Origin of the sequence: Pseudomonas sp. NLJ1 (assembly GCF_049486705.1) — a bacterium.
GTDB classification, from domain to species: domain Bacteria; phylum Pseudomonadota; class Gammaproteobacteria; order Pseudomonadales; family Pseudomonadaceae; genus Aquipseudomonas; species Aquipseudomonas inefficax.
In genome coordinates this window covers 4,596,186-4,616,189 of sequence record NZ_CP137735.1, presented here as the reverse complement: position 1 = coordinate 4,616,189, position 20,004 = coordinate 4,596,186, and the positions used below count along the sequence as shown (strand labels likewise).

Genomic DNA, 20,004 nt, shown 5'->3' with positions numbered 1-20,004 from the left:
CGGTGTTCGCGGGTAAACCCGCTCCCACAGGGATGGCGCAAACCACCACATTTTGTGTAAGCCAGTTGTATCTCCAGCGGCCCGTGCAAGCAGATGCGGAACCTCGAGGCTGCTTGCGACTCGAATCCTCACCTTTCGCACCGCGCTTCGCGAGCCCTTGAGTGGCCGTCGGGGCTCGGGTAATGTCGAGTCATTGCACAGGACAGAGCACGCCCATGACCTCCAAGCTGGAACAACTCAAGCAGTTCACCACCGTGGTCGCCGACACCGGGGACCTGGACGCCATCACCCGCCTGAAACCGGTGGATGCCACCACCAACCCGTCGCTGCTGCTCAAGGCGGCGGCCATCCCGGGTTACGCCGAGCTGCTCAAGCAGGTAAAGGCCGATGCCAAGGGTAATGTCGACCTGGCTTGCGACAAGTTCGCGGTGGCCGTGGGCTCGGGCATTCTCAAGGTCATCCCGGGGCGTATCTCCACCGAGGTGGATGCCCGCCTGTCGTTCGATGAGCCCGCCCTGCTGGCCAAGGCGCGCAAGCTGATCGAGCTGTACGAAGCCGCCGGCGTTGGCCGCGACCGCGTGCTGATCAAGCTGGCCTCCACCTGGGAAGGCATCCGCGCCGCCGAAAAGCTGGAGAAGGAAGGCATCCAGACCAACCTCACCCTGCTGTTCTCCTTCGCCCAGGCCCAGGCCTGCGCCGATGCCGGTGTGTTCCTGATTTCGCCGTTCGTGGGCCGTATCTACGACTGGTACAAGAAGAGCACCGGCAAGGAATACGTGGGCGCCGAAGACCCGGGCGTGCAGTCGGTCACTCGCATCTACAACTACTACAAGGCCAACGGCTACAACACTGTGGTCATGGGCGCCAGCTTCCGCAATATCGGCCAGATCGAACAGCTGGCCGGCTGTGACCGCCTGACCATCAGCCCAGAGCTGCTGCAGCAGCTCAGCGATGACCAGGGTGACCTGCCGCAGGTGCTGAAGCCGGGCAATGCCGGCGAGCCCAAGCAGCAGCTGAACGAGAGCCAGTTCCGCTGGGCCATGAACGAAGACGCCATGGGTACCGAGAAGCTGGCAGAGGGCATTCGCCAGTTCGCGCGGGACCAGGAGAAGCTGGAGAAGTTGATGGCTGAAAAGGCCTGATACATTTCGGGATTGCCTGACGGGCGGGAAGTGTTCAGCATTTTCCGCCCGTTTTGTTTTGCCTGGCTTCAGATGTGTATTGAATCCCAGGGCCTCTTCGCGGGTGAACCCGCTCCCACAGGGATCCGCACAGGTCCGAAGTTGGCGCTGTACCTGTGGGAGCGGGTTTACCCGCGAAGAGGCCCGATAAGCCACCCGAGCTGTCGATGACCTCCTCTACCCCATTGCCCCTCGTACTCGCCGGCCCGATACTGCGCCGCCTGGAACCCCAGCGCCTGGCCATCTGGCTGGTCGCCACGCAACCGCTGCAACCCGAACTCATCTTCCCGGCAAGCAAGGCCCAGGTCGATTGCCAGGTGGTCGCGGTGGGTCAGCACGCCTTCATCCACTTGCTGGACATCCACTTCGCCCAGCCGCTGCCCTGCAACCAGTTGCTCGACTATGACCTGCTCATCAAAGGCCAGGGTATCGCCGACTGGGCGCCACATCTGCTGTACGCAGGCACCCAGCGCCCAAACCTGGTACTGCGCGATCGGCTCGACCACCTGCTGCACGGTTCCTGCCGCAAGCCGCATTTTCCGGCCGCCGATGGCCTGCTGTGCGCCGACCGCCTGCTGCAGGCCTGCGAAAAACCCACAGACCGCCCCGCCGTGCTGCTGATGACCGGCGACCAGGTCTATGCCGACGACGTCGCCGGCCCGATGCTGCGCGCCGTCCACAGCCTGATAGCGCGCCTTGGCCTGTTCGACGAGCAACTGGAGGGCGCGGTGGTGCCCGACAGCCAGGCGCTGTACCAGCACCCGGCCTGCTATTACCACCGCGCCGACCTGCTGCCGGCGCAGGAGCGCAACGAAACCTTGCGCGAGCGCTTCTTCGGCGGCAAGCGCAAGCCGATCTTCTCCTCCAGCAACGCCGACAACCACCTGGTGACCTTCGCTGAGGTCATGGCCATGTACCTGCTGGTGTGGTCACCGGTGCCGTGGCAGCTGGTGAACCTGGACATGCCCAACGGGCTCACCGCACCGCGCCAGGCCCGTTACCAGCAGGAACTGCCGCTGATCCAGGCGTTTGCGAGCAACCTGGGCCAGGTAGCAAGGGTGATGGCCCACCTGCCGTGCCTGATGATCTTCGATGACCACGACATCACCGACGACTGGAACCTCTCGGCGCAGTGGGAAGAAACCGCTTACGGCCACCCCTTCTCGCGGCGGATCATCGGCAATGCCCTGCTCGGCTACCTGCTGTGCCAGGCCTGGGGTAACGACCCGCAGGGTTGCAAGGCCCTGGTCGGGCAATGCCAGGCGTTGGACAGCCAGACACAGGATGAGCTGATCGGCGCGCTGCTGCGCTTCCAGGGCTGGCAGTTCAGCCTGCCCACCAACCCACCCTTGCTGGTGCTGGACACCCGCACCCGCCGCTGGCGCAGCGAAAGCAGCCTGGCCAAGCCGTCCGGCCTGCTCGACTGGGAGGCGCTGAGCGAGTTGCAGCAAGCACTGCTGGACCACCCGTCGGCGATCATCGTGTCGCCTGCGCCGATTTTTGGCGTGAAACTGATCGAGACAGTGCAGAAACTGTTCAGCTGGCTGGGCTACCCGCTACTGGTGGATGCCGAGAACTGGATGGCCCACCGCGGTGCAGCGCAGGTCATCCTCAACATCTTCCGCCACTCGCGCACGCCGGGGCACTACGTGGTGCTGTCCGGCGATGTGCACTACTCGTTCGTCTATGAGGTGCTGATCCGCCACCGCCAGCGCAGCCCGCACTTGTGGCAGGTGACCAGCAGCGGGATCAAGAACGAATTCCCGCGGCGCCTGCTGGATGTGCTCGACCGGCTCAACCGCTGGCTGTATGCGCCGCGCTCGCCGCTGAACTGGTTTACCAAGCGGCGGGAAATGGAGGTGGTGCCGCGTACGCCCAACCATAGCAAGGCTGGCGAGCGGTTGTGGAATGGTGCGGGGTTGGGGCAGGTGTTCTTCGATGAACAGGGGCGGCCGGCGCGGGTGTATCAGCTGGATGCGGGTGGGGGTGAGGCTACCGAGTTTGCTCGGCGGGAGTGGTCAGGCAAGTAGCTGGTGTCGGCCTTGCCGGCCTATTCGCGGGTGAACCCGCTCCCACAGGTTATGCACCAGCCTTGAGTCATGCACTGCACCCTCAGGTACTGTGCTGCATTCGAAACCCGTGTTGACCCTGTGGGAGCGGGTTCACCCGCGAATAGGCCGGTACAGGCTGAAGATCAGGTCCGCTCCAGGGCATTGACCAGGTCATGGAAAGCTTCGCGGTTGGAGTCGTTCAGGCCCATGAGAATCTTGTGCGCCTCCAGCACCTTGGAGCGCACCACGTCTTCGTTCTGGTCCTGGGACGGCAGGTCGGTCAGGCATTCCGGGCACGGAATCGGCCGATCGACGATGTTGAACACCTGATCGAAACCCATCGACTGCAACAACCGGGAAATGTCCGGGTTGGTGGTGACCACGGTCGGCAACAGGCCCACCTTCTGGCGCGACAGGATCGACAACTTGGCCAACAGGCCCAGGGTGGTGCTATCGATGCTCTCGGTTTCGGTCAGGTCGATGACAATCGCCGAGAAGTTCAACGCAGTGAAAATCTTCTCGATCGTTGCATCCAATGCCGAACACAGGGTCAGGCGCACTTCACCGACAAATTTCAGGACGAAGGTACCGCTCTGCTCGGCGAACTGGATTCTACCGGTACTCATTGAAGGTTCCTGCTCAACACCAATAGGGCGATATCATCCGGCATCTCCCCAAGCGTAGCCAATCCAAATCGTTGACGCAGCCCATCCAGGCTGCCACCTGCTGCCCTGACGATTTCCGGCAGGGCGGTTTCTTTATCTTTGAGCGTGTCACCCGGCAAAAGGTCCAGAATGCCATCGGACATCAGGCTGAGGCTGAACTGCGGCGGCAGTTCCACTACCAGGTCCTGGTAGGTGGCCTCGTCGAACAGCCCCACCGGCAGGCCACGGCCTTCCAGGTAGCGGGTGTGCTCGGGGGTGTGCAGCACCGGCAATGGCAGATGGCCGCCAACGGCGTAGGTCAGCAGGCCGGACTCTTCGTCGATCACCCCGCCAACCATGGTGACATGCTTGCCCAGCTTGCTGTTGATCAGGCCGCGGTTGATGTGGCTGAGCACTTCCGAGGGCTTGAACTCACGCATCCTGCTGCGCTTGAGCTCGAACATCAGCCGAGTGGTCATGAATTTCAACAACACGGTGACAAACGCCGACGACGCGCCGTGCCCGGACACATCAGCGAGGTAGAAGGCAATGCGCCGCTCGTCGACACGGAAGTAATCGACAAAATCACCCGACAGGTACAACGACGGGATGATCTGGTGCTCGAAGGCGAACTCGCTGGCCGCCCAGGGGCTTTCCGGCAGCATGTTCATCTGCACCTGGCGACCGGCGGTCTGGTCCTCCTGCAGCAGGTGCAGGCTGGCCTCCAGTTCGCGGTTGGCGGCTTCGAGCTTGTCGCGGTAGCGCTGGTTTTCCAGTACCAGTCGCGAGCGGTCGAGGGCGCGGCGCACCGAGTGCTCGAGCACGGCCAGGTCTTCCAGCGGCTTGATCAGGTAGTCGGCAGCGCCCAGGCGCAAAGCTTCCACCGCATCGCTCATGACGCCGGCACCGGACACCACGATAACCGGCAACTGCGGGGCGCGCTCGCTGACCTGACGGATCAGCTCGAGGCCGCCCATCTGCGGCATGCGCAGATCGCAGATCACGAGGTCGGGCTGGTGTTCTTCGAAGACCTGAAGCCCCTGCTGGCCATTGCCGGCCTGGAGGACGCTGAAGCCACTGTCTTCAAGATAGGCGGCGAGGCTTGCACGGACCACGTCGTCGTCATCGATGATCAGCAGCGTTGCACTGGTTTTCTGCATGTGGGCGAACGGCGCCGATTTAGGTTGGTGCAGCGGTGTCGGCAAGGCAGACGGCCAGCTACGGGAATTCTTTGTGGTCACACTCTACTTGAGTTGTAGGACAAGAACACCTGCCCGGCAACTGTCCGGCAACTGTGAGAGCTACCTTGTAAGGCGCAGACGGTACTCCCATCCGCCCAGCGTTTCAAGCATGCAAGGGTCGACCCCGCCGCACTTTACAGGGCAAATCACCGGGAGTTATAAGAAAGTCGACCAGCGCAACCCGATGGGAAGGATGCAGCATGCCTCACACGCCCTCCAGCCATGGCGAGAAACGCGATTTCATCCGCATGCGCATCGACACCGAGGTCAGCCTTTTGCACGAAGGCCAGGTGATTGCGGCGGTGTGCCTGGACTTGTCCAGCGGCGGCATGCAGGTGCAGGCACCGCAGCGGTTCCAGGTGAGTGACCATATCGAAGTACGGATCGAGTCCGACCACCCGGCGCTGAAAGGGCTGCACGCCAGCACGGAAGTGGTGTGGATTGCCGACCAGCCGGGCGGGCAGCAGAAGTTCGGGTTGCGGATTCTGGCAATGCACTGATAGCGCCTGCCCCGGCCTCATCGCCGGCAAGCCGGCTCCCACACCGACCTTGAGGCAGGTGCAATTCCCGTGGGAGCTGGCTTGCCGGCGATGAAGCCAGCACTGCAATCAGAAGTCGTCTTCGACCTCGCCATCCTTGACCTTGAACTCGCGGTTCTGCAGGTATGCATTGCGAATGAAGATGTACTTGTCCCCCTGGATCAGCTTCTCGGCCGACAGCAGGTCGGCGCGGGTGTCGATGATGTCCAGGGCGAAGATCGAATTGCGCGTCGGCACATGGTCGATGTAGCGGTAGGGTTCGGTGTAGGTGTCCGGGTACTTGGCCACGCCGTCACGCACGGTGCTCGGGCCCAGCAGCGGGATGACCACGTACGGGCCGCTCGGCACGCCCCAGTAGCCGAGGGTCTGGCCGAAGTCCTCGTCGTTGCGCTGCAGGCCCATCTTGGTGCCCACGTCGAAGAAACCGCCCAGGCCGAAGGTGGTGTTGACGATCAGCCGCGCCGTGTCCACGCCCGCCGCATGGGGCTTGAACTGCAGCAGGTTGTTGGCGAGGTTGGTCACATCACCCAGGTTGCGGAAGATGTTGTGGATGCCATCTTCGAGGAACTGCGGGGTAACCGCCTGGTAGCCCTTGGCCAATGGCTTGAGGGCATAGGTGTCGAGGGTATCGTTGAAACGGAAGATCGGGCGGTTGACCGCTTCCCAGGGATCTTCCTCGGTGGCGGCCTGGGTGGCTGCCACGGGCGCCAGCAGCATGCTGGCGCATACACAGGCCTGGGTGACTCGTTCGATCACACTGGCACCGATCCTACGCATAGGTGTTTCTCCATCGAATTTCTCGGCCGCAAGCGCAAACGGGTGCGCTGCTGTACGGCGGCAGTATAGAGGCTTGCGGGCTGATAAACAGCTTTACACACCTCTGCTCAATAATTTGTGAACAACTGTTGCGCGGCGCCCGCTGTCACAGGGTGGTAACAGTCGCCGAATAGCCTGCGGACTATTTGAGGGAAGTTGCCATGGACGCTGCACCCGCCTTCACCGCTGTGCTGTTCGGCTTGCGCGGCTGCCTGGTGCAAGCCGCCAATGATGGCGCCCCCTCGCCCGCCCCCGGCGCCCTGGCCACCCTCGCCGGCCTGCGCCAGCGCCAGGTGCCATGCATCTGGCTGGACGACCTGGACGCCACCCAAAGCAAGCGCCTGGCCCATGTACTGCCCGCCTGGCTGCCGGGGCATTCGGTGAACGGCGTGCGCTGGCCGGCGCCAAACGCCTGCTGGCAGGCCCTGATGACGCTGGACAGCGAACGCCTGGACGGCTGCGTGCTGGTCAGCGGCGACCCACGCCTGTTGCAGTCAGGCCTGAACGCGGGCCTGTGGACGGTGGGGCTGGCCGCCTGCAGTCCCTTTTGCGACCGCAGCTCGCAGCAATGGCAAGCCATGACCCCGCAAGAGCGGGACCTGGCCCGCGGCAAGGCAACGCTGGAGCTGTTCGGCCTGGGTGTGCACTCGGTGATCGACCATCTGGAAGCGCTTGATACCTGCCTGCAAGACATCGCGCAGCGCCGGCGCAAAGGCGAAAAACCCTGATACAGCATCATTGATGCGGATCATGCAAAGCAACGGCAGGTGGATTACGCTGAAGACAGGCCAGAACCTTTGCCGCTTCGCTGAGGTCCATGGCTTGCCAAGCCATTGATGGAGAAATGCCAATGCCTGCCCGCGAATTGCAAGAGCGCCTGAACAGCTTGCGCGAGCAACTGGACCGCAACGTGCCGCTTTCGGACGAGGAGCTGGCCGCGCTGCACGAAGAAGCGCGCCAGATCGAGGCGCAACTCAAACTTGAGGAAGCCACGCCAGACAATAACCTGGTGGACGGCGTGAACCTGGCCATCGAACGCTTCGAGGCCGACCACCCCGACCTTACCGCCACCCTGCGCAGCATTGCCAACTCGCTGCACAGCATGGGGATCTAAGCTGCCCAAGGCCCTCTGTGGGAGCGGGTTCACCCGCGAATGCCGTGGTGATGCCACCGACGAATTCGCGGGGTGAACCCGCTGCCACAGGGCCCCGCTTTAACCTTACTGCCGAACCAGGCGCTTGTTATCCGGGCTGATCGCCCCGGTGCTGCGGTACGGGTTGATATCCAGCCCACCCCGGCGCACATAGCGCGCGTACACCGTCAAATGCTCCGGCTGCAACAGGTTCTTCAGGTCCAGGTAAATCCGCTCCACACACTGCTCGTGGAAGTCGGCATGCTGGCGGAAGCTGATCAGGTAGGTCAGCAGGCTGGCATGGTCCAGCGCCCTGCCGTTGTACTCGACCACCACACTGCCCCAGTCCGGCTGGCCGGTGACCGGGCAGTTGGACTTCAGCAGGTGGCTGTGCAGGGTTTCTTCCACCTGCTGCTCCGGGTTGCAGCGCAGCAGCTCCGGCTGTGGTTGTTCGTAATTGCTGATGGCAACGTCCAGCGCATCGATGCACTGCCCCGGCAAGGCCACCACGCCCTGGGCCTCGACCTCGGCCAGGGTGCGCACCTTCACGGCAACCGGCTTGCCGGCAGCGGCGGACAGGTCTTTCTCCAGGCACGCCTGCAGTTCGCCAAGCGAGGTGAACACCGTCTGGTTCAACGAGTTCAGGTACAACTTGAACGACTTGGACTCGATGATGTTCGGCGAGTCGGCGGGGATGGCGAACTCACCGATCGCCACCACCGGCTTGCCCGACGGCAACAGCCAGCTCAGCTCGAAGCAGTTCCAGTAATCCACACCCTGCCACGGCAAAGTCTGGGCGGTGACGCCCAGCTCGGCCCATTTGGCGGTACGCGGAATCGGGAACAGCAGCTCCGGGGAATAGGTGGCAATGTATTCGCTGGACTTGCCCAGCGGGGAATGTTCGGCAGCGGGATGCATGGAAACTGACCTGAAGGTTCGAAATTGCCCCTAGTCTACCGGTTTTGCACCTCGCCTTGGAGCGCAAGTCAGCGGGATTACATCTTCGTCAGGTTGCGGCGAGCGAGTGCATCGTCACGTATCATCTCAGCATCATCCAATCCCTGTGGGAGCGGGTTCACCCGCGAACACCGGCAAAGCCGGTGCCATGCACCGTGTTGAATTCTTCGCGGGTAAACCCGCTCCCACAGGGTTTTGTGCCGTTTGCTGGAGTCAATTCACCCAATGAAACTGCTGATCGTCGAAGACCAGGCCCGCACCGGCCAGTACCTGAGCCAGGGCCTGAACGAGGCTGGCTTCGCCACCGAACTGGCAACCGACGGCGAGACCGGCCAGTTCCTCGCCCTGACCGGCGACCACGACCTGCTCATTCTCGACGTGATGTTGCCCGGCCGTGACGGCTGGCAGATCCTCCAGGCCGTGCGCCAGGCAGGCCTGGACACCCCGGTGCTGTTCCTCACCGCCCGCGATGCCGTGGAAGACCGGGTGCACGGCCTGGAGTTGGGCGCCGATGATTACCTGGTCAAGCCATTCGCCTTCTCCGAACTGCTGGCGCGGGTGCGCAGCCTGCTGCGCCGGGGCGCCAGCCCCAGCCAGGACACCACCCTGGGCCTGGCCGACCTGCGCCTGGACCTGATCCGCCGCCGCGCCGAACGCGCCGGCCAGCGCATCGACCTGACCGCCAAGGAGTTCGCCCTGCTTGAACTGCTGCTGCGCCGCCAGGGCGAGGTGCTGCCCAAATCGCTGATCGCCTCGCAGGTGTGGGACATGAACTTCGACAGTGACACCAATGTGATCGAGGTGGCGATCCGCCGCCTGCGCTTGAAGATCGACGACCCGCACCCCAACAAGCTGATCCATACCGTACGCGGCATGGGCTATGTACTCGAAGAGCGCACTGAGTGATGCGCCGGGTCTCACTCGGCAGCCGCCTGGCCCTGCTGTTCGCCGCCTGCACTGCCGCTGTCTCGCTCGGCGCCGGCCTGATATTCAGCCGGGCCAGCGAACAGCACTTCGTCGAACTGGACCAACAGCTGCTGGACTCTCGCCTGTCGCTGTTCCGCACCCAACTCGCCGGCATCACCACCCCAGCCGAGCTGCAGGCGCGCCTGCCCGCCTTGCGCGATGAACTGGGCCACCAGGCCGACCTGGCCCTGCGCATCAACGGCAGCGACGGCGCCACCTGGTTCGAAAGCCGCACAGGCCTGCCCCCGGCGCCACTGCCCGACGGGTTGGCCACCCTGCATGCGCAAGGCACCGACTACCGCAGCCTGGCCGTGCACCTGGCGCAAGGCGCCCCACAGTCGCCACAACTGACCTTGTACCTCGACATCACCCACCACCAGCACTTTCTGCAGGGCATGCAACGGCTGATCTGGCTGACGGTAGGCCTGTCGGCGCTGGCCACGGCGCTGCTCGGCGCCTGGGCAGCACGCCGCGGGTTACGCCCATTGCGGCAGATGGGCCAGGTGGCGGCCAGCGTATCGGCGCGCTCGCTCACCACCCGCCTGCCGGTGGCACAGATGCCCGAGGAGCTGGCCGAGCTGGCGACCGCGATGAACGCCATGCTGCAGCGGCTGGACGATGCCTTCCAGCGCCTGTCGGCATTCTCTGCCGACATCGCCCACGAACTGCGCACGCCGCTGTCCAATCTGCTGACCCACACCCAGGTCACCCTCACCCGCCCACGCAGCCTGGAGGAATACCGCGAAGCCCTGCACGGCAACCTCGAAGAGCTGCAATGGATGGCGCAGATGATCAACGACATGCTGTTCCTGGCCAAGGCCGACCATGGCCTGCTGGTACCGGGGCAAGCACCGCTGGTGCTGCATGATGAGGTGGATGCGCTGCTGGAGTACTACGCGCCGCTGGCAGAAGACAGCGGCGTGCAGATGCTGCGCGAGGGTGAAGCGCTGCTGCAGGGCGACCGGCATATGCTGCGCCGGGCGCTGTCCAACTTGCTGGACAATGCCTTGCGCTTTACCCCGGCGGGAGGGCAGATACGGGTGACCTTGGGGTCAGGGCCGAGGATTGGCGTGGCCAATACCGGGGCAGCTATCGAGCCGACGGTGCTACCGCGGCTGTTCGATCGTTTCTACCGAGTGGACCCGGCGCGGCGGGAAGGCAGTAGTGAGCATGCCGGGTTGGGGTTGGCGATTACCCGGTCGATCGTGCAGGCCCATGGTGGGCGCATCAGGGCGGAGTGTGCGGACGGATGGACGCGATTCGTGATCGATTTCACTGAAGACCGGTGACATCGGGGCTGGCACGATCCCTGTGGGGGCGGGTTCACCCGCGAACACCGGCTAAGCCGGTGCCATGCACCGTGCTGGATTCTTCGCGGGTAAACCCGCTCCCACAGGATCGCATCAAGCCCAAGGCATGCGCTGTACTTGTGGGAGCTGGCTTGCCGGCGATGAGGCCCTCAACAGTTACTCAAACTGCCAGGCCAATCGCCGGCTGCACCTGCGATGCCCGATAAGCCGGGTAAATGGTCGCCAGGAAGCTCATCACCAACCCGGCAGTGCAGATGAGCGCTACATCCCCCCACTGCAACTGCGACGGCAGGCTGCTGACGAAGTACACATCCGAAGTAAAGATGTGCTGCCCGCTCACCCGCTCCAGCCAACCGACGATCTGGCTGACGTTGAACGCCGCAATCACCCCCAGCACACCACCAATCAGCGTCCCGACAATGCCGATCAGGCTGCCCTGGACCATGAACGTGCCCATGATCTGCGCCGGCGTGGCGCCCAGGGTGCGCAGGATGGCGATGTCCGGCCCCTTGTCGTTCACCACCATTACCAGGGTGGCGATGATGTTGAACGCCGCCACCGCGATGATCATCAGCAACAGCAGGCCGATCATGGTCTTTTCCATCTTCATGGCGCTGAACAGGCTGCCCTGGGTATGCGACCAGTCATCGGCGCGGTAGGCATCGCCCAGCCCGGCAGCGATGGCCTTGGACACCTGCGGCGCGGCATACAGGTCGTGCAGTTTCAGGCGAACGCCCTGCACCTGGCCCGGCGCCCAGCGCTGCATGGCGCCGGCATCGGCGACATGAATGTAAGCCTGCGAGCCGTCCAGCTCGGCGCCGACCTTGAAAATGCCGACCACGGTCAGGCGCTGCATGCGCGGGGTGATGCCGCCAGGCTCCTTGCTGATTTCCGGCACGATCAGGGTCAGTTTGTCGCCGGTATTCAGGCGGAAGCGCCGCGCAGTCAGCTCACCGATGACCACACCGAACTCACCCGGCTGCAGGTCCTGCAGCCGGCCCTGGACGATATGCTGGCCGACGATCGAAACCTTGCCCTCTTCGGCCGGGTCGATACCGCCCACCTGGATCGGCTGCATCGCACCCTTGAACGACAGCATGCCTTCCATTTCGGTAATCGGCGCCACCGCCATCACCGCCGGGTCGCGCATGGCCGCTTCGGCCACCTTGTGCCAGTCGTCCAGCGGCTGCACGCCGAGGATGGCGGCATGCGGCACCAGGCCGAGGATGCGCGAACTCATTTCGCGCTGGAAGCCGTTCATCACCGACAGCACCACGATCATCGCCAGCACGCCCAGCGACAGGCCGATCATCGAGGTCATCGAGATGAACGAGATGAAGTGGTTGCGGCGCTTGGCTCGGGTGTAGCGCGCGCCGATGAAGATGGGCAAGGGTCTGAACATGTACGAAATCACCCAATGAAAACAGGAAAACGGGGCGGCACCGGCCGCCCCGTGCAGTCGATCAGATCGCCACCAGGTGGCCGTCGTCGAGCTTCAATACACGGTCCATCTGGCGTGCCAGGTTGAGGTCGTGGGTGACCACCAGAAACGCCGTGCGGGACGCGCTGGACAGTTCCTGCATCAACTCCTGGATGCCCTGGGCGGTGTGGTGGTCGAGGTTGCCGGTCGGCTCGTCGAGCATTACCAGGCCGGGGCGATTGACCAGTGCCCGGGCAATCGCCACCCGCTGGCGCTCACCACCGGACAGCTCGGCCGGCTTGTGGTTCAAGCGGTGGGCCAGGCCCACGCGCTTGAGCAGCGCCTCGGCACGCTCGCGGGCCTCGGGGATGGCTGTGCGGCCGATCAGCAACGGCATGCACACGTTCTCGATGGCAGTGAATTCCGGCAGCAGGTGGTGGAACTGGTAGACAAAGCCCAGCTCGCGGTTGCGCAGCAGGCCACGGGCACGCTCACCCAGTGCCGACAGCTCCTCGCCGGCCAGCCAGACGCTGCCCTGGGTCGGCCGGTCGAGGCCGCCCAGCAAGTTGAGCAAGGTACTTTTGCCCGAACCGGAGCTACCCACGATGGCTACCCGCTCACCGGCGTGCAGCTCGAGGTTGAGACCGGACAGCACCTGCACCGACTCCGGGCCCTCGTCGTAGGACTTGCCCAGGTTGCGGCAACTCAGAACGGCTTTATCACTCATGCGCGACTCACTCATAACGTAGCGCCTCTGCAGGCTGGGTGCGGGCCGCACGCCAGGCCGGGTACAGGGTGGCGAAGAAACTCAGGACCAGCGCTGCACCGCAGACCATGTACACGTCCTGGGCCTGGATCTGCGACGGCAGGTAATCGATGAAGTACACATCGGCGTTGAGGAACTTGTGCCCGATCAGTTTCTCGATGCCGGCGATCACCGCACTCACGTTCAGCGCGGCGACGATCCCGACCACGGCGCCGATCAAGGTACCGATCACCCCGATCACCGTGCCCTGGACCATGAAGATGAGCATGATCTGCCCGGGTGTGGCGCCCAGGGTACGCAGGATGGCAATGTCGCCACGCTTGTCGTTGACCACCATCACCAGGGTGGAAATGATGTTGAACGCCGCCACCGCCACGATCAGCAACAACAGCAGGCCGATCATGGCCTTTTCCATGCGGATCGCCTGGTACAGGTTGCCGTGGGTGCGGGTCCAGTCACGGCTGTAGAACTCCTGGTCACCCAGGTGCTGGGCGATGTCCCAGGCCACCCGCGGCGCCTGGAACAGGTCGTCGAACTTCAGGCGCAGGCCCTGGACCTGGTCGGGCTTCCAGCGGTGCAGGCGGGAGAGGTCGCTGATGTTGGTCAGCCCCAGGTAGCCGTCGATCTCGCCCGCGCCCACGTGGAAGGTGCCGACTACAGTGAAACGCTTCATGCGCGGGAACATGCCGGCCGGGGTCACACTGACCTCGGGGGCGACGAAGGTGAGCTTGTCGCCGATGCCCACGCCCAGCTTGGCCGCGGCCTTGTCGCCGATCATGATGCCCCACTCGCCCGGCGCCAGCTGGTCGAGGCGGCCTTGCAGGACGAACCTGTCGATGATCGACACTTCGCGTTCGCGGGCCGGGTCGATGCCGTTGAGCAGCACCTTCTGCACCTTGCCTTCATGGGTCAGCAGGCCCTGCATCTGGGTGAAGGGCGCAACCGCCAGCACCTGCGGATTCTGCTTTACTTGTTGGGCAAGGGCCGGCCAGTCGGCAATGGGCTGGCCGCTCTCCAGCGTGGCATGGGGGATCATGCCCAACACGCGGGTACGCATCTCGTGGTCGAAACCGTTCATCACCGAGAGCACCACGATCATCACCACCACGCCCAGGGCGAGGCCGATCATCGAGGTCAGGGAAATGAACGAGACGAAGTGATTGCGACGTTTGGCACGGGTATAACGCGTGCCGATGAATGCGAAAAGAGGTCTGAACATGTCGGGGCTTGTTCGGATGAAAGGGAACGTCCTTGTGGCGAGGCGCCTACGGCGGCTTTACACTCGGACCACCGCCGCTACCTTGGGTTCGCCATGACGACATTAGACGAAGAAGATCGCCGCGAATACTACCGCATCGAAGATCGGATCGCACTTCAAATCAGCCCCCTCAGTGCGGCCGAAGCCCTTGACCCAGATGTGTTGCAAGATGATTCGCCATTGTTCAACCTGCTCAGCGAACTGCACCTGTCCGACTTCGAGTCGCAGCACCTGCTGCGCCAGCTGAGCGAAAAGGACCGCACCCTCGCCGCCTTCCTGCGCGCGCAGAACAAACGCCTCGACCTGCTCAGCGCGGTGGTTGCCCAGACCCTGATCGGCGAAATTGGCCAGCCCCAGCCGGTGATCATCTCCGAGGGCGGCATCGAGTTCGCGCAAGCCACAGCGGTTGCCCCCGGCACCCGGGTGAAGGTGAAGATGGTGCTGATGCCGCGCGCCCATGGCCTGCTGCTGCGCGGCAAGGTCACCCATTGCGACCCACGCCCGCAAGGCGGCTTCGAGGTCGGCACCGAATTCACCGACATGACCGACGCCCAACGGCAATTGCTGGCCCGCTACATCCTGCAGCGCCAGCAGCAGCAACGGCGCCAGCAGCTGGAACAGAACGACCCCGCCTCCTGAGCCCATTTTTCTCTGATTTGAAGGAACGAACGTGACCCTGATCTACGGCCACCGCGGCGCCAAGGGCGAAGCGCCCGAGAATACCCTGAAGAGCTTCCAGCAGTGCCTCGCCCATGGCGTGACCCGCTGCGAGCTGGACCTGCACCTGTCGGCCGACAACGAGCTGATGGTGATCCACGACCCAACCCTCAAGCGCACCACCGGCAAACGCGGCAAGGTGGTCGAGCACCCGGCCGCCGAACTGGTCAGGATCGATGCCCGCAAAGGCGGCCCGGGCCACGTCCAGCCCTGCCCGATCCCGAAACTGGAGGAACTGTTCGAGAAATGCCCGTTCGAGCACTGGCAACTGGAGGTGAAAAGCGCCTCGCGCACCCGAGCCGCCACCACCGTGCTGGCGATACGCGAACTGGCCCAGCAGTACGGCCTGCTGGACAAGGTGACCATCACCTCCAGCTCACGCGAAGTGCTGGGTGCTGCCCTGGAACTGGTGCCGGACGTCAAGCGCGGGCTGGTTGCCGAGTACGCCTGGCTCGACCCGCTGAAAGTGGCACAGAACTACGGCTGCGATCTGCTGGCATTGAACTGGACACTGTGCACCCCCGAGCGCCTGTTGAAAGCCCAGGGCCAGGGTTTGCACGTGTCGGTGTGGACGGTCAACGAACCGGCACTGATGCGCCGGCTCGCTGATTTTGGCGTGGACAGCCTGATTACAGACTTTCCCGGTTTGGCCAGGACCACCCTCGGGCAGGGTTGAAATCGGTCTCTCCGACCGGCTCAGGCCACCGGTCGGAGCCGCTCAAAAAAGCCGGTTCAGGCCGTCATAGGCCGCTACCCGATAGGCTTCGGCCATGGTCGGGTAGTTGAACGTGGTGTTGACGAAGTACTTCAGGTTGTTCAGCTCGCCCGGCTGGTTCATCACCGCCTGGCCGATGTGGACGATTTCCGAAGCCTGGTAGCCGAAGCAGTGCACGCCCAGCACCTCCAGTGTTTCGCGGTGGAACAGGATCTTCAGCATGCCTTGCGGCTCACCTGCGATCTGTGCACGGGCCATGCTCTTGAAGAAGGCCTTGCCCACTTCGTACGGCACCTTGGCCTGGGTCAGTTCCTGCTCGTTCTTGCCGATCGAGCTGATCTCCGGAATGGTGTAGATGCCGGTCGGCACATCATTGACGAAGCGCCAGCTGCCATTATCCACGATGCTGCCAGCGGCAGAGCGGCCCTGGTCATGGGCGGCACTGGCCAGGCTCGGCCAGCCAATCACGTCGCCGGCACCGTAGATGTTCGGCACGCTGGTGCGGTAGGCCTCGTCGACCTCGATCTGGCCACGGCTGTTGACCTTGATGCCAATGTTTTCCAGGCCCAGCTTGTCGGTGTTGCCGGTACGGCCGTTGCACCACAGCAAGGCGTCGGCCTTGATTTTCTTGCCCGACTTCAGGTGCAGGATCACCCCATTGTCCAGGCCTTCGACGCGCTCATACTCTTCGTTGTGGCGCACGGTGATGTTGTTGTTACTGAAGTGGTAGCTCAGCGCCTGGGAAATTTCCGAGTCCAGGAAGCTCAGCAACTGGCCACGGTTGTCCACCAGCTCTACCAATACACCCAGGCCACTGAAGATCGAGGCGTATTCGCAACCGATCACGCCGGCACCGTACACGATCAGCTTGCGCGGGGTATGGCTGAGGCTGAGGATGGTGTCGCTGTCGTAGACGCGCGGGTGGTGGAAGTCGATGTCGGCCGGGCGGTACGGGCGCGAGCCGGTGGCAATGATGATGTGCTTGGCGTTGAGCTTTTCCACCACACCATTGGGGCAGACCACTTCGACGGTCTGCTCGTCGGCGAAGCTGCCGGTGCCGAAGAACACATCCACGCGGTTACGTGCGTAGTAGCCGGTGCGCGACGCTACCTGCTTGGCGATGACCCTTTCGGCGCTTTTCAGTACGTCCGGGAACGAGAACCAGCGCGGCTCACCGATGGCACGGAACATCGGGTTGGTGTTGAACTGCATGATCTGCCGCACCGAGTGACGCAGTGCCTTGGACGGGATGGTGCCCAGGTGGGTGCAGTTGCCCCCGACCTGGCGACGGCTATCGACCATCGCCACCTTGCGCCCTGCTTTGGCGGCGTTCATTGCCGCACCTTCTCCGGCCGGGCCGGAACCCAGCACCACTACGTCGTAGTTGTAGACAGCCATGCGTACTCCTTCAGAACTGGCCCGCAAGCCACGGTCGCTCGCGGGGCGCGATCATGCCGCCGGGGCGTCATGAGAAAATTCGGGTGCAGTCTAATCAAGCGTGAACGCCGCGCACATTAACCCTTGGTCGCGTCGTAGGCCAATTTTGCCCGCACTACATGTGTGAACCATTCCCTGGCGGCGATCATCCCTGCTTGTGCTTTCATTCGCCTTTCACTGCCCGTTCGAATGCGGGCGTAGCTCGGGAGACGAAACCACCCTCGGCCCGAGTCACCAATACCGCGGCCAGGCCATGCGCCACGGCAAAATCCCAGCCACGTTCCGGGCCGAGGATCAACAACAGCGTCGAATAGCCGTCAGCGTGCAGCGCCGAGGCATCGAGCACGGTGACCGCGGCCAGGTCGTGCTGCACCGGGCGCCCAAGGCGGGCATCGAAGGTGTGCGAATAGCGCCGGCCATTCTCCTCGAAATAGTGCCGATAGTCACCCGAGGTTGATACCGAAAGGCCATTGACCGGGATGATCTGGCGGGCTATCTGGCGATCTTCACGGGGCAGCTCCAGGGCGATGCGCCAGGGGCTGCCATCGGGTTTGCGGCCAGCGGCCTTGAGCTCGCCGGTGGCTTCGGCAACAAAGCTGGCCACGCCCATGGCCTGCAGGCGCGCGGCGATCAGGTCGACGGCATGGCCGGCGGCGATGCTGTTGAAGTCGAGCTGCACCGGGGCATCCTTGCACAGGGCCTGGCCGTCGATGTGCAAATGCCGGTAGCCCACGCGCTGGCGCACCTGGGCCAGGGCCGACGGCTCGGGCACCTGCTCGTGACGGGCCTGGGGGCCGAAGCCCCACAGGTCGAGCAAGGGTTCGACGGTGAGGTCGAAGGCGCCCTTGCTCTGCTCGGCCAGGTGCTGACCAAGGCTGACCAGTTCGAGCATGTCGGGCGGCAAGACCAGGCACTGGTCGGCGGGCAACTGGTTGAACTGGCTGACGGTGGAGTCGCCGCGGTAGGTCGAGTAGTGCTGATCGATGTCGTGCAGGATGGTTTCGACCGCCGCCTGCACCTGGACCGGCGCCGGGCCGCCGGGTTCGCGCACATACTGGATGCTGTAGCTGCTGCCCATGGTCGGGCCGCCCAGGCGCTCCAGGGTGGGGCCCTGGTTGCAGGCGGTCAGGAGCATGAGGATGAGCATCAAGACTGTGCGCAAGGTTTGACTTCTCGGTTGCCTGTGCCGGCCTCTTCGCGGGTAAACCCGCTCCCACAGGTATACCACTGCCCTCACGGACGCTGCGGCCCTGTGGGAGCGGGTTTACCCGCGAAGAAGCCGGCACAGGCAACAAAAATTCCGGATAAAAAAACGGGAACCCGAAGGTTCCCGTTTTTTCATTGCCTTACAAGCGTATCAGCGTGGAAACGCTGGCGGGTTCACACCGGCCATCTCTTCCATCACACGAACCACCTGGCAGCTGTAACCGAATTCGTTGTCGTACCAGACGTACAGAACAACACGGTTGTCGTTGGCGATGGTCGCTTCGGCATCAACCACACCAGCGTGGCGCGAGCCCACGAAGTCGGTCGAAACCACTTCCTGCGAGCTGACGTAATCAATCTGCTTGTGCAGTTCCGAGTGCATGGCGGTCTGGCGCAGGTACTCGTTGATCTCGTCGCGGCTGGTGGCCTTCTCGAGGTTCAGGTTGAGGATGGCCATCGAAACGTTCGGCGTCGGTACGCGAATGGCGTTGCCGGTCAGCTTGCCTTTCAGCACTGGCAGTGCCTTGGCGGCAGCAGTGGCGGCGCCGGTTTCGGTGATGACCATGTTCAGCGGCGCGGCACGGCCACGGCGGCTGCCCTTGTGGAAGTTGTCGATCAGGTTCTGGTCGTTGGTGAACGAGTGAACGGTTTCGACGTGGCCGTTGACGATGCCGTACTGGTCGTTGATGGCCTTGAGCACCGGCACGATGGCGTTGGTGGTGCAGGAAGCGGCCGAGATGATCTTGTCATCGGCAGTGATGTCACCGTGGTTGATGCCGTGCACGATGTTCTTCAGCGCGCCCTTGCCAGGTGCGGTGAGGATCACGCGGGCAGCGCCCGGGCAGGCCAGGTGCTGGCCCAGGCCGTCGGCATCACGCCATACGCCGGTGTTGTCGACGATCAGCGCGTTGTCGATGCCGTACTGGGTGTAGTCGACTTCGCTCGGGCTCTTGGCGTAGATAACCTGGATCAGGTTGCCGTTGGCGGTAATGGTGTTGTTGGCTTCGTCGATGGTGATGGTGCCATCGAACGGGCCGTGCACCGAGTCACGGCGCAGCAGGCTGGCACGCTTGACCAGGTCGTTCTCGGCGCCCTTGCGCACGACGATGGCGCGCAGGCGCAGGCCGTCGCCGCCACCGGTCTTCTCGATCAGGATGCGTGCCAGCAGGCGGCCGATGCGGCCGAAGCCGTACAGGACAACGTCGGTGCCCTTGCGCGCCGAAGCGTTCTGCTGGCCAACCACCTCGGCCAGTTCTTCACGGACGAACTGCTCGGCAGTGCGGCCATTGCCTTCCTGCTTGAACTTGTTGGCCAGCTTGCCCAGGTCGACCGAAGCGGCGCCCAGTTTCAGCTCGCTCATGGCCTTGAGCAGGGGGAATGTCTCGTGGACGGACAGTTCGGTTTCGTCGGCTTGACGATGACGCGCAAAGCGGTGCGCCTTGAGGATCGAGATAACCGAACGGTTGATCAGGCTACGGCCATAAATCGAGCTCACCACGTTGTTGTTGCGGTAGAGCTGACCGATAAGCGGGATCATCGCTTCAGCCAGGGCTTCACGATCGATCCACTCACCAAGACACTGGTCGGGCTTCTGAGTCACGGGAACCTTCCACATGTAGGGACAGAAAAAAGGGGCTACATTATGACG

At 63.5% G+C, this 20,004-nt stretch carries 19 protein-coding genes; 9 read left to right on the top strand and 10 right to left on the bottom strand.

The window, feature by feature from the left end; all coding sequences use genetic code 11:
• The first annotated feature begins 215 nt into the window (after positions 1-215).
• Together tal and R9B85_RS20880 are read left to right on the top strand one after the other, a co-directional pair.
• Entirely contained in the window at positions 216-1,142 is a 927-nt protein-coding gene (gene tal / locus R9B85_RS20885; RefSeq protein WP_087503032.1) for a transaldolase, read from the top strand.
• Positions 1,143-1,348: 206 nt separating this feature from the next.
• Positions 1,349-3,211: an alkaline phosphatase D family protein gene (locus R9B85_RS20880; RefSeq protein ID WP_423770533.1), complete on the top strand. Its 1,863-nt coding sequence runs from the start codon at positions 1,349-1,351 to the stop codon at positions 3,209-3,211.
• Positions 3,212-3,375: 164 nt separating this feature from the next.
• Here R9B85_RS20880 and rssC read toward each other — a convergent pair whose 3' ends face one another.
• Both rssC and rssB read right to left on the bottom strand, forming a co-directional pair.
• Positions 3,376-3,858, bottom strand: coding sequence for an anti-sigma factor antagonist RssC (gene rssC, locus R9B85_RS20875; protein ID WP_013971741.1), 483 nt, complete (start codon positions 3,856-3,858; stop codon positions 3,376-3,378).
• Positions 3,855-5,036, bottom strand: a complete 1,182-nt coding sequence (gene rssB, locus R9B85_RS20870) for a two-component system response regulator RssB (RefSeq protein WP_112252175.1) — start codon at positions 5,034-5,036, stop codon at positions 3,855-3,857. The genes rssC and rssB overlap by 4 nt, the downstream gene beginning before the upstream one ends.
• Before the next feature lie 281 nt (positions 5,037-5,317).
• On the opposite strand from rssB, the gene R9B85_RS20865 reads away from it, so the two are divergent.
• The gene (locus R9B85_RS20865; protein WP_112252156.1) at positions 5,318-5,617 is read left to right on the top strand and encodes a PilZ domain-containing protein; all 300 of its coding nucleotides are present in this window, start codon (positions 5,318-5,320) and stop codon (positions 5,615-5,617) included.
• A gap of 108 nt (positions 5,618-5,725) precedes the next feature.
• Here R9B85_RS20865 and R9B85_RS20860 read toward each other — a convergent pair whose 3' ends face one another.
• Positions 5,726-6,433, bottom strand: a complete 708-nt coding sequence (locus R9B85_RS20860) for an MlaA family lipoprotein (protein ID WP_112252155.1) — start codon at positions 6,431-6,433, stop codon at positions 5,726-5,728.
• A gap of 200 nt (positions 6,434-6,633) precedes the next feature.
• Between R9B85_RS20860 and R9B85_RS20855 the strand changes: the two genes are divergently transcribed.
• Together R9B85_RS20855 and R9B85_RS20850 are read left to right on the top strand one after the other, a co-directional pair.
• Entirely contained in the window at positions 6,634-7,200 is a 567-nt protein-coding gene (locus R9B85_RS20855) for a phosphonoacetaldehyde phosphonohydrolase-related protein (RefSeq protein ID WP_112252154.1), read from the top strand.
• 122 nt (positions 7,201-7,322) lie between these two features.
• Positions 7,323-7,586, top strand: coding sequence for a DUF4404 family protein (locus R9B85_RS20850; RefSeq protein WP_004376395.1), 264 nt, complete (start codon positions 7,323-7,325; stop codon positions 7,584-7,586).
• Positions 7,587-7,691: 105 nt separating this feature from the next.
• Here R9B85_RS20850 and queF read toward each other — a convergent pair whose 3' ends face one another.
• A complete protein-coding gene (gene queF, locus R9B85_RS20845) occupies positions 7,692-8,522 on the bottom strand; it encodes an NADPH-dependent 7-cyano-7-deazaguanine reductase QueF (RefSeq protein ID WP_423770532.1) in 831 nt (276 codons plus the stop codon).
• Positions 8,523-8,786: 264 nt separating this feature from the next.
• Between queF and cinR the strand changes: the two genes are divergently transcribed.
• Both cinR and R9B85_RS20835 read left to right on the top strand, forming a co-directional pair.
• The gene (gene cinR, locus R9B85_RS20840) at positions 8,787-9,467 is read left to right on the top strand and encodes a two-component system response regulator CinR (protein WP_112252152.1); all 681 of its coding nucleotides are present in this window, start codon (positions 8,787-8,789) and stop codon (positions 9,465-9,467) included.
• The gene (locus R9B85_RS20835; protein WP_423770531.1) at positions 9,464-10,816 is read left to right on the top strand and encodes a heavy metal sensor histidine kinase; all 1,353 of its coding nucleotides are present in this window, start codon (positions 9,464-9,466) and stop codon (positions 10,814-10,816) included. Before cinR ends, R9B85_RS20835 begins: the two co-directional genes overlap by 4 nt.
• Positions 10,817-10,997: 181 nt before the next feature.
• Here the strand turns inward: R9B85_RS20835 and R9B85_RS20830 are convergent, their stop codons facing one another.
• The 3 genes from R9B85_RS20830 to R9B85_RS20820 all read right to left on the bottom strand — a co-directional run bounded on the left by R9B85_RS20830 (position 10,998) and on the right by R9B85_RS20820 (position 14,242).
• Positions 10,998-12,239, bottom strand: coding sequence for a lipoprotein-releasing ABC transporter permease subunit (locus R9B85_RS20830; RefSeq protein WP_313853582.1), 1,242 nt, complete (start codon positions 12,237-12,239; stop codon positions 10,998-11,000).
• Between the two features lie 61 nt (positions 12,240-12,300).
• Positions 12,301-12,984 (bottom strand): lipoprotein-releasing ABC transporter ATP-binding protein LolD, encoded by a 684-nt coding sequence (gene lolD, locus R9B85_RS20825; protein ID WP_313853580.1) that lies wholly within the window; start codon positions 12,982-12,984, stop codon positions 12,301-12,303.
• A gap of 7 nt (positions 12,985-12,991) precedes the next feature.
• The gene (locus tag R9B85_RS20820; RefSeq protein WP_207878693.1) at positions 12,992-14,242 is read right to left on the bottom strand and encodes a lipoprotein-releasing ABC transporter permease subunit; all 1,251 of its coding nucleotides are present in this window, start codon (positions 14,240-14,242) and stop codon (positions 12,992-12,994) included.
• A 93-nt stretch (positions 14,243-14,335) separates the two neighbouring features.
• On the opposite strand from R9B85_RS20820, the gene R9B85_RS20815 reads away from it, so the two are divergent.
• Together R9B85_RS20815 and R9B85_RS20810 are read left to right on the top strand one after the other, a co-directional pair.
• A complete protein-coding gene (locus R9B85_RS20815) occupies positions 14,336-14,920 on the top strand; it encodes a PilZ domain-containing protein (protein WP_112252174.1) in 585 nt (194 codons plus the stop codon).
• A gap of 31 nt (positions 14,921-14,951) precedes the next feature.
• Positions 14,952-15,674, top strand: coding sequence for a glycerophosphodiester phosphodiesterase (locus R9B85_RS20810; RefSeq protein ID WP_375149580.1), 723 nt, complete (start codon positions 14,952-14,954; stop codon positions 15,672-15,674).
• Between the two features lie 42 nt (positions 15,675-15,716).
• Here the strand turns inward: R9B85_RS20810 and sthA are convergent, their stop codons facing one another.
• From sthA to R9B85_RS20795, 3 genes are all read right to left on the bottom strand, one after another.
• Positions 15,717-17,111: a Si-specific NAD(P)(+) transhydrogenase gene (gene sthA, locus R9B85_RS20805; protein WP_112252146.1), complete on the bottom strand. Its 1,395-nt coding sequence runs from the start codon at positions 17,109-17,111 to the stop codon at positions 15,717-15,719.
• A gap of 202 nt (positions 17,112-17,313) precedes the next feature.
• Positions 17,314-18,312, bottom strand: a complete 999-nt coding sequence (locus R9B85_RS20800) for an FAD:protein FMN transferase (protein ID WP_112252145.1) — start codon at positions 18,310-18,312, stop codon at positions 17,314-17,316.
• 195 nt (positions 18,313-18,507) lie between these two features.
• Positions 18,508-19,971 (bottom strand): glyceraldehyde-3-phosphate dehydrogenase, encoded by a 1,464-nt coding sequence (locus R9B85_RS20795; protein ID WP_112252144.1) that lies wholly within the window; start codon positions 19,969-19,971, stop codon positions 18,508-18,510.
• Positions 19,972-20,004 lie beyond the last annotated feature (33 nt).

Bases quoted from the DNA above. Each gene is read 5' to 3' on its own strand.
- tal (WP_087503032.1), top strand. From the start codon at position 216: ATGACCTCCAAGCTGGAACAACTCAAGCAGTTCACCACCGTGGTCGCC.
- R9B85_RS20880 (WP_423770533.1), top strand. From the start codon at position 1,349: ATGACCTCCTCTACCCCATTGCCCCTCGTACTCGCCGGCCCGATACTG.
- rssC (WP_013971741.1), bottom strand. From the start codon at position 3,858: ATGAGTACCGGTAGAATCCAGTTCGCCGAGCAGAGCGGTACCTTCGTC.
- rssB (WP_112252175.1), bottom strand. From the start codon at position 5,036: ATGCAGAAAACCAGTGCAACGCTGCTGATCATCGATGACGACGACGTG.
- R9B85_RS20865 (WP_112252156.1), top strand. From the start codon at position 5,318: ATGCCTCACACGCCCTCCAGCCATGGCGAGAAACGCGATTTCATCCGC.
- R9B85_RS20860 (WP_112252155.1), bottom strand. From the start codon at position 6,433: ATGCGTAGGATCGGTGCCAGTGTGATCGAACGAGTCACCCAGGCCTGT.
- R9B85_RS20855 (WP_112252154.1), top strand. From the start codon at position 6,634: ATGGACGCTGCACCCGCCTTCACCGCTGTGCTGTTCGGCTTGCGCGGC.
- R9B85_RS20850 (WP_004376395.1), top strand. From the start codon at position 7,323: ATGCCTGCCCGCGAATTGCAAGAGCGCCTGAACAGCTTGCGCGAGCAA.
- queF (WP_423770532.1), bottom strand. From the start codon at position 8,522: ATGCATCCCGCTGCCGAACATTCCCCGCTGGGCAAGTCCAGCGAATAC.
- cinR (WP_112252152.1), top strand. From the start codon at position 8,787: ATGAAACTGCTGATCGTCGAAGACCAGGCCCGCACCGGCCAGTACCTG.
- R9B85_RS20830 (WP_313853582.1), bottom strand. From the start codon at position 12,239: ATGTTCAGACCCTTGCCCATCTTCATCGGCGCGCGCTACACCCGAGCC.
- lolD (WP_313853580.1), bottom strand. From the start codon at position 12,984: ATGAGTGATAAAGCCGTTCTGAGTTGCCGCAACCTGGGCAAGTCCTAC.
- R9B85_RS20820 (WP_207878693.1), bottom strand. From the start codon at position 14,242: ATGTTCAGACCTCTTTTCGCATTCATCGGCACGCGTTATACCCGTGCC.
- R9B85_RS20815 (WP_112252174.1), top strand. From the start codon at position 14,336: ATGACGACATTAGACGAAGAAGATCGCCGCGAATACTACCGCATCGAA.
- sthA (WP_112252146.1), bottom strand. From the start codon at position 17,111: ATGGCTGTCTACAACTACGACGTAGTGGTGCTGGGTTCCGGCCCGGCC.
- R9B85_RS20795 (WP_112252144.1), bottom strand. From the start codon at position 19,971: ATGTGGAAGGTTCCCGTGACTCAGAAGCCCGACCAGTGTCTTGGTGAG.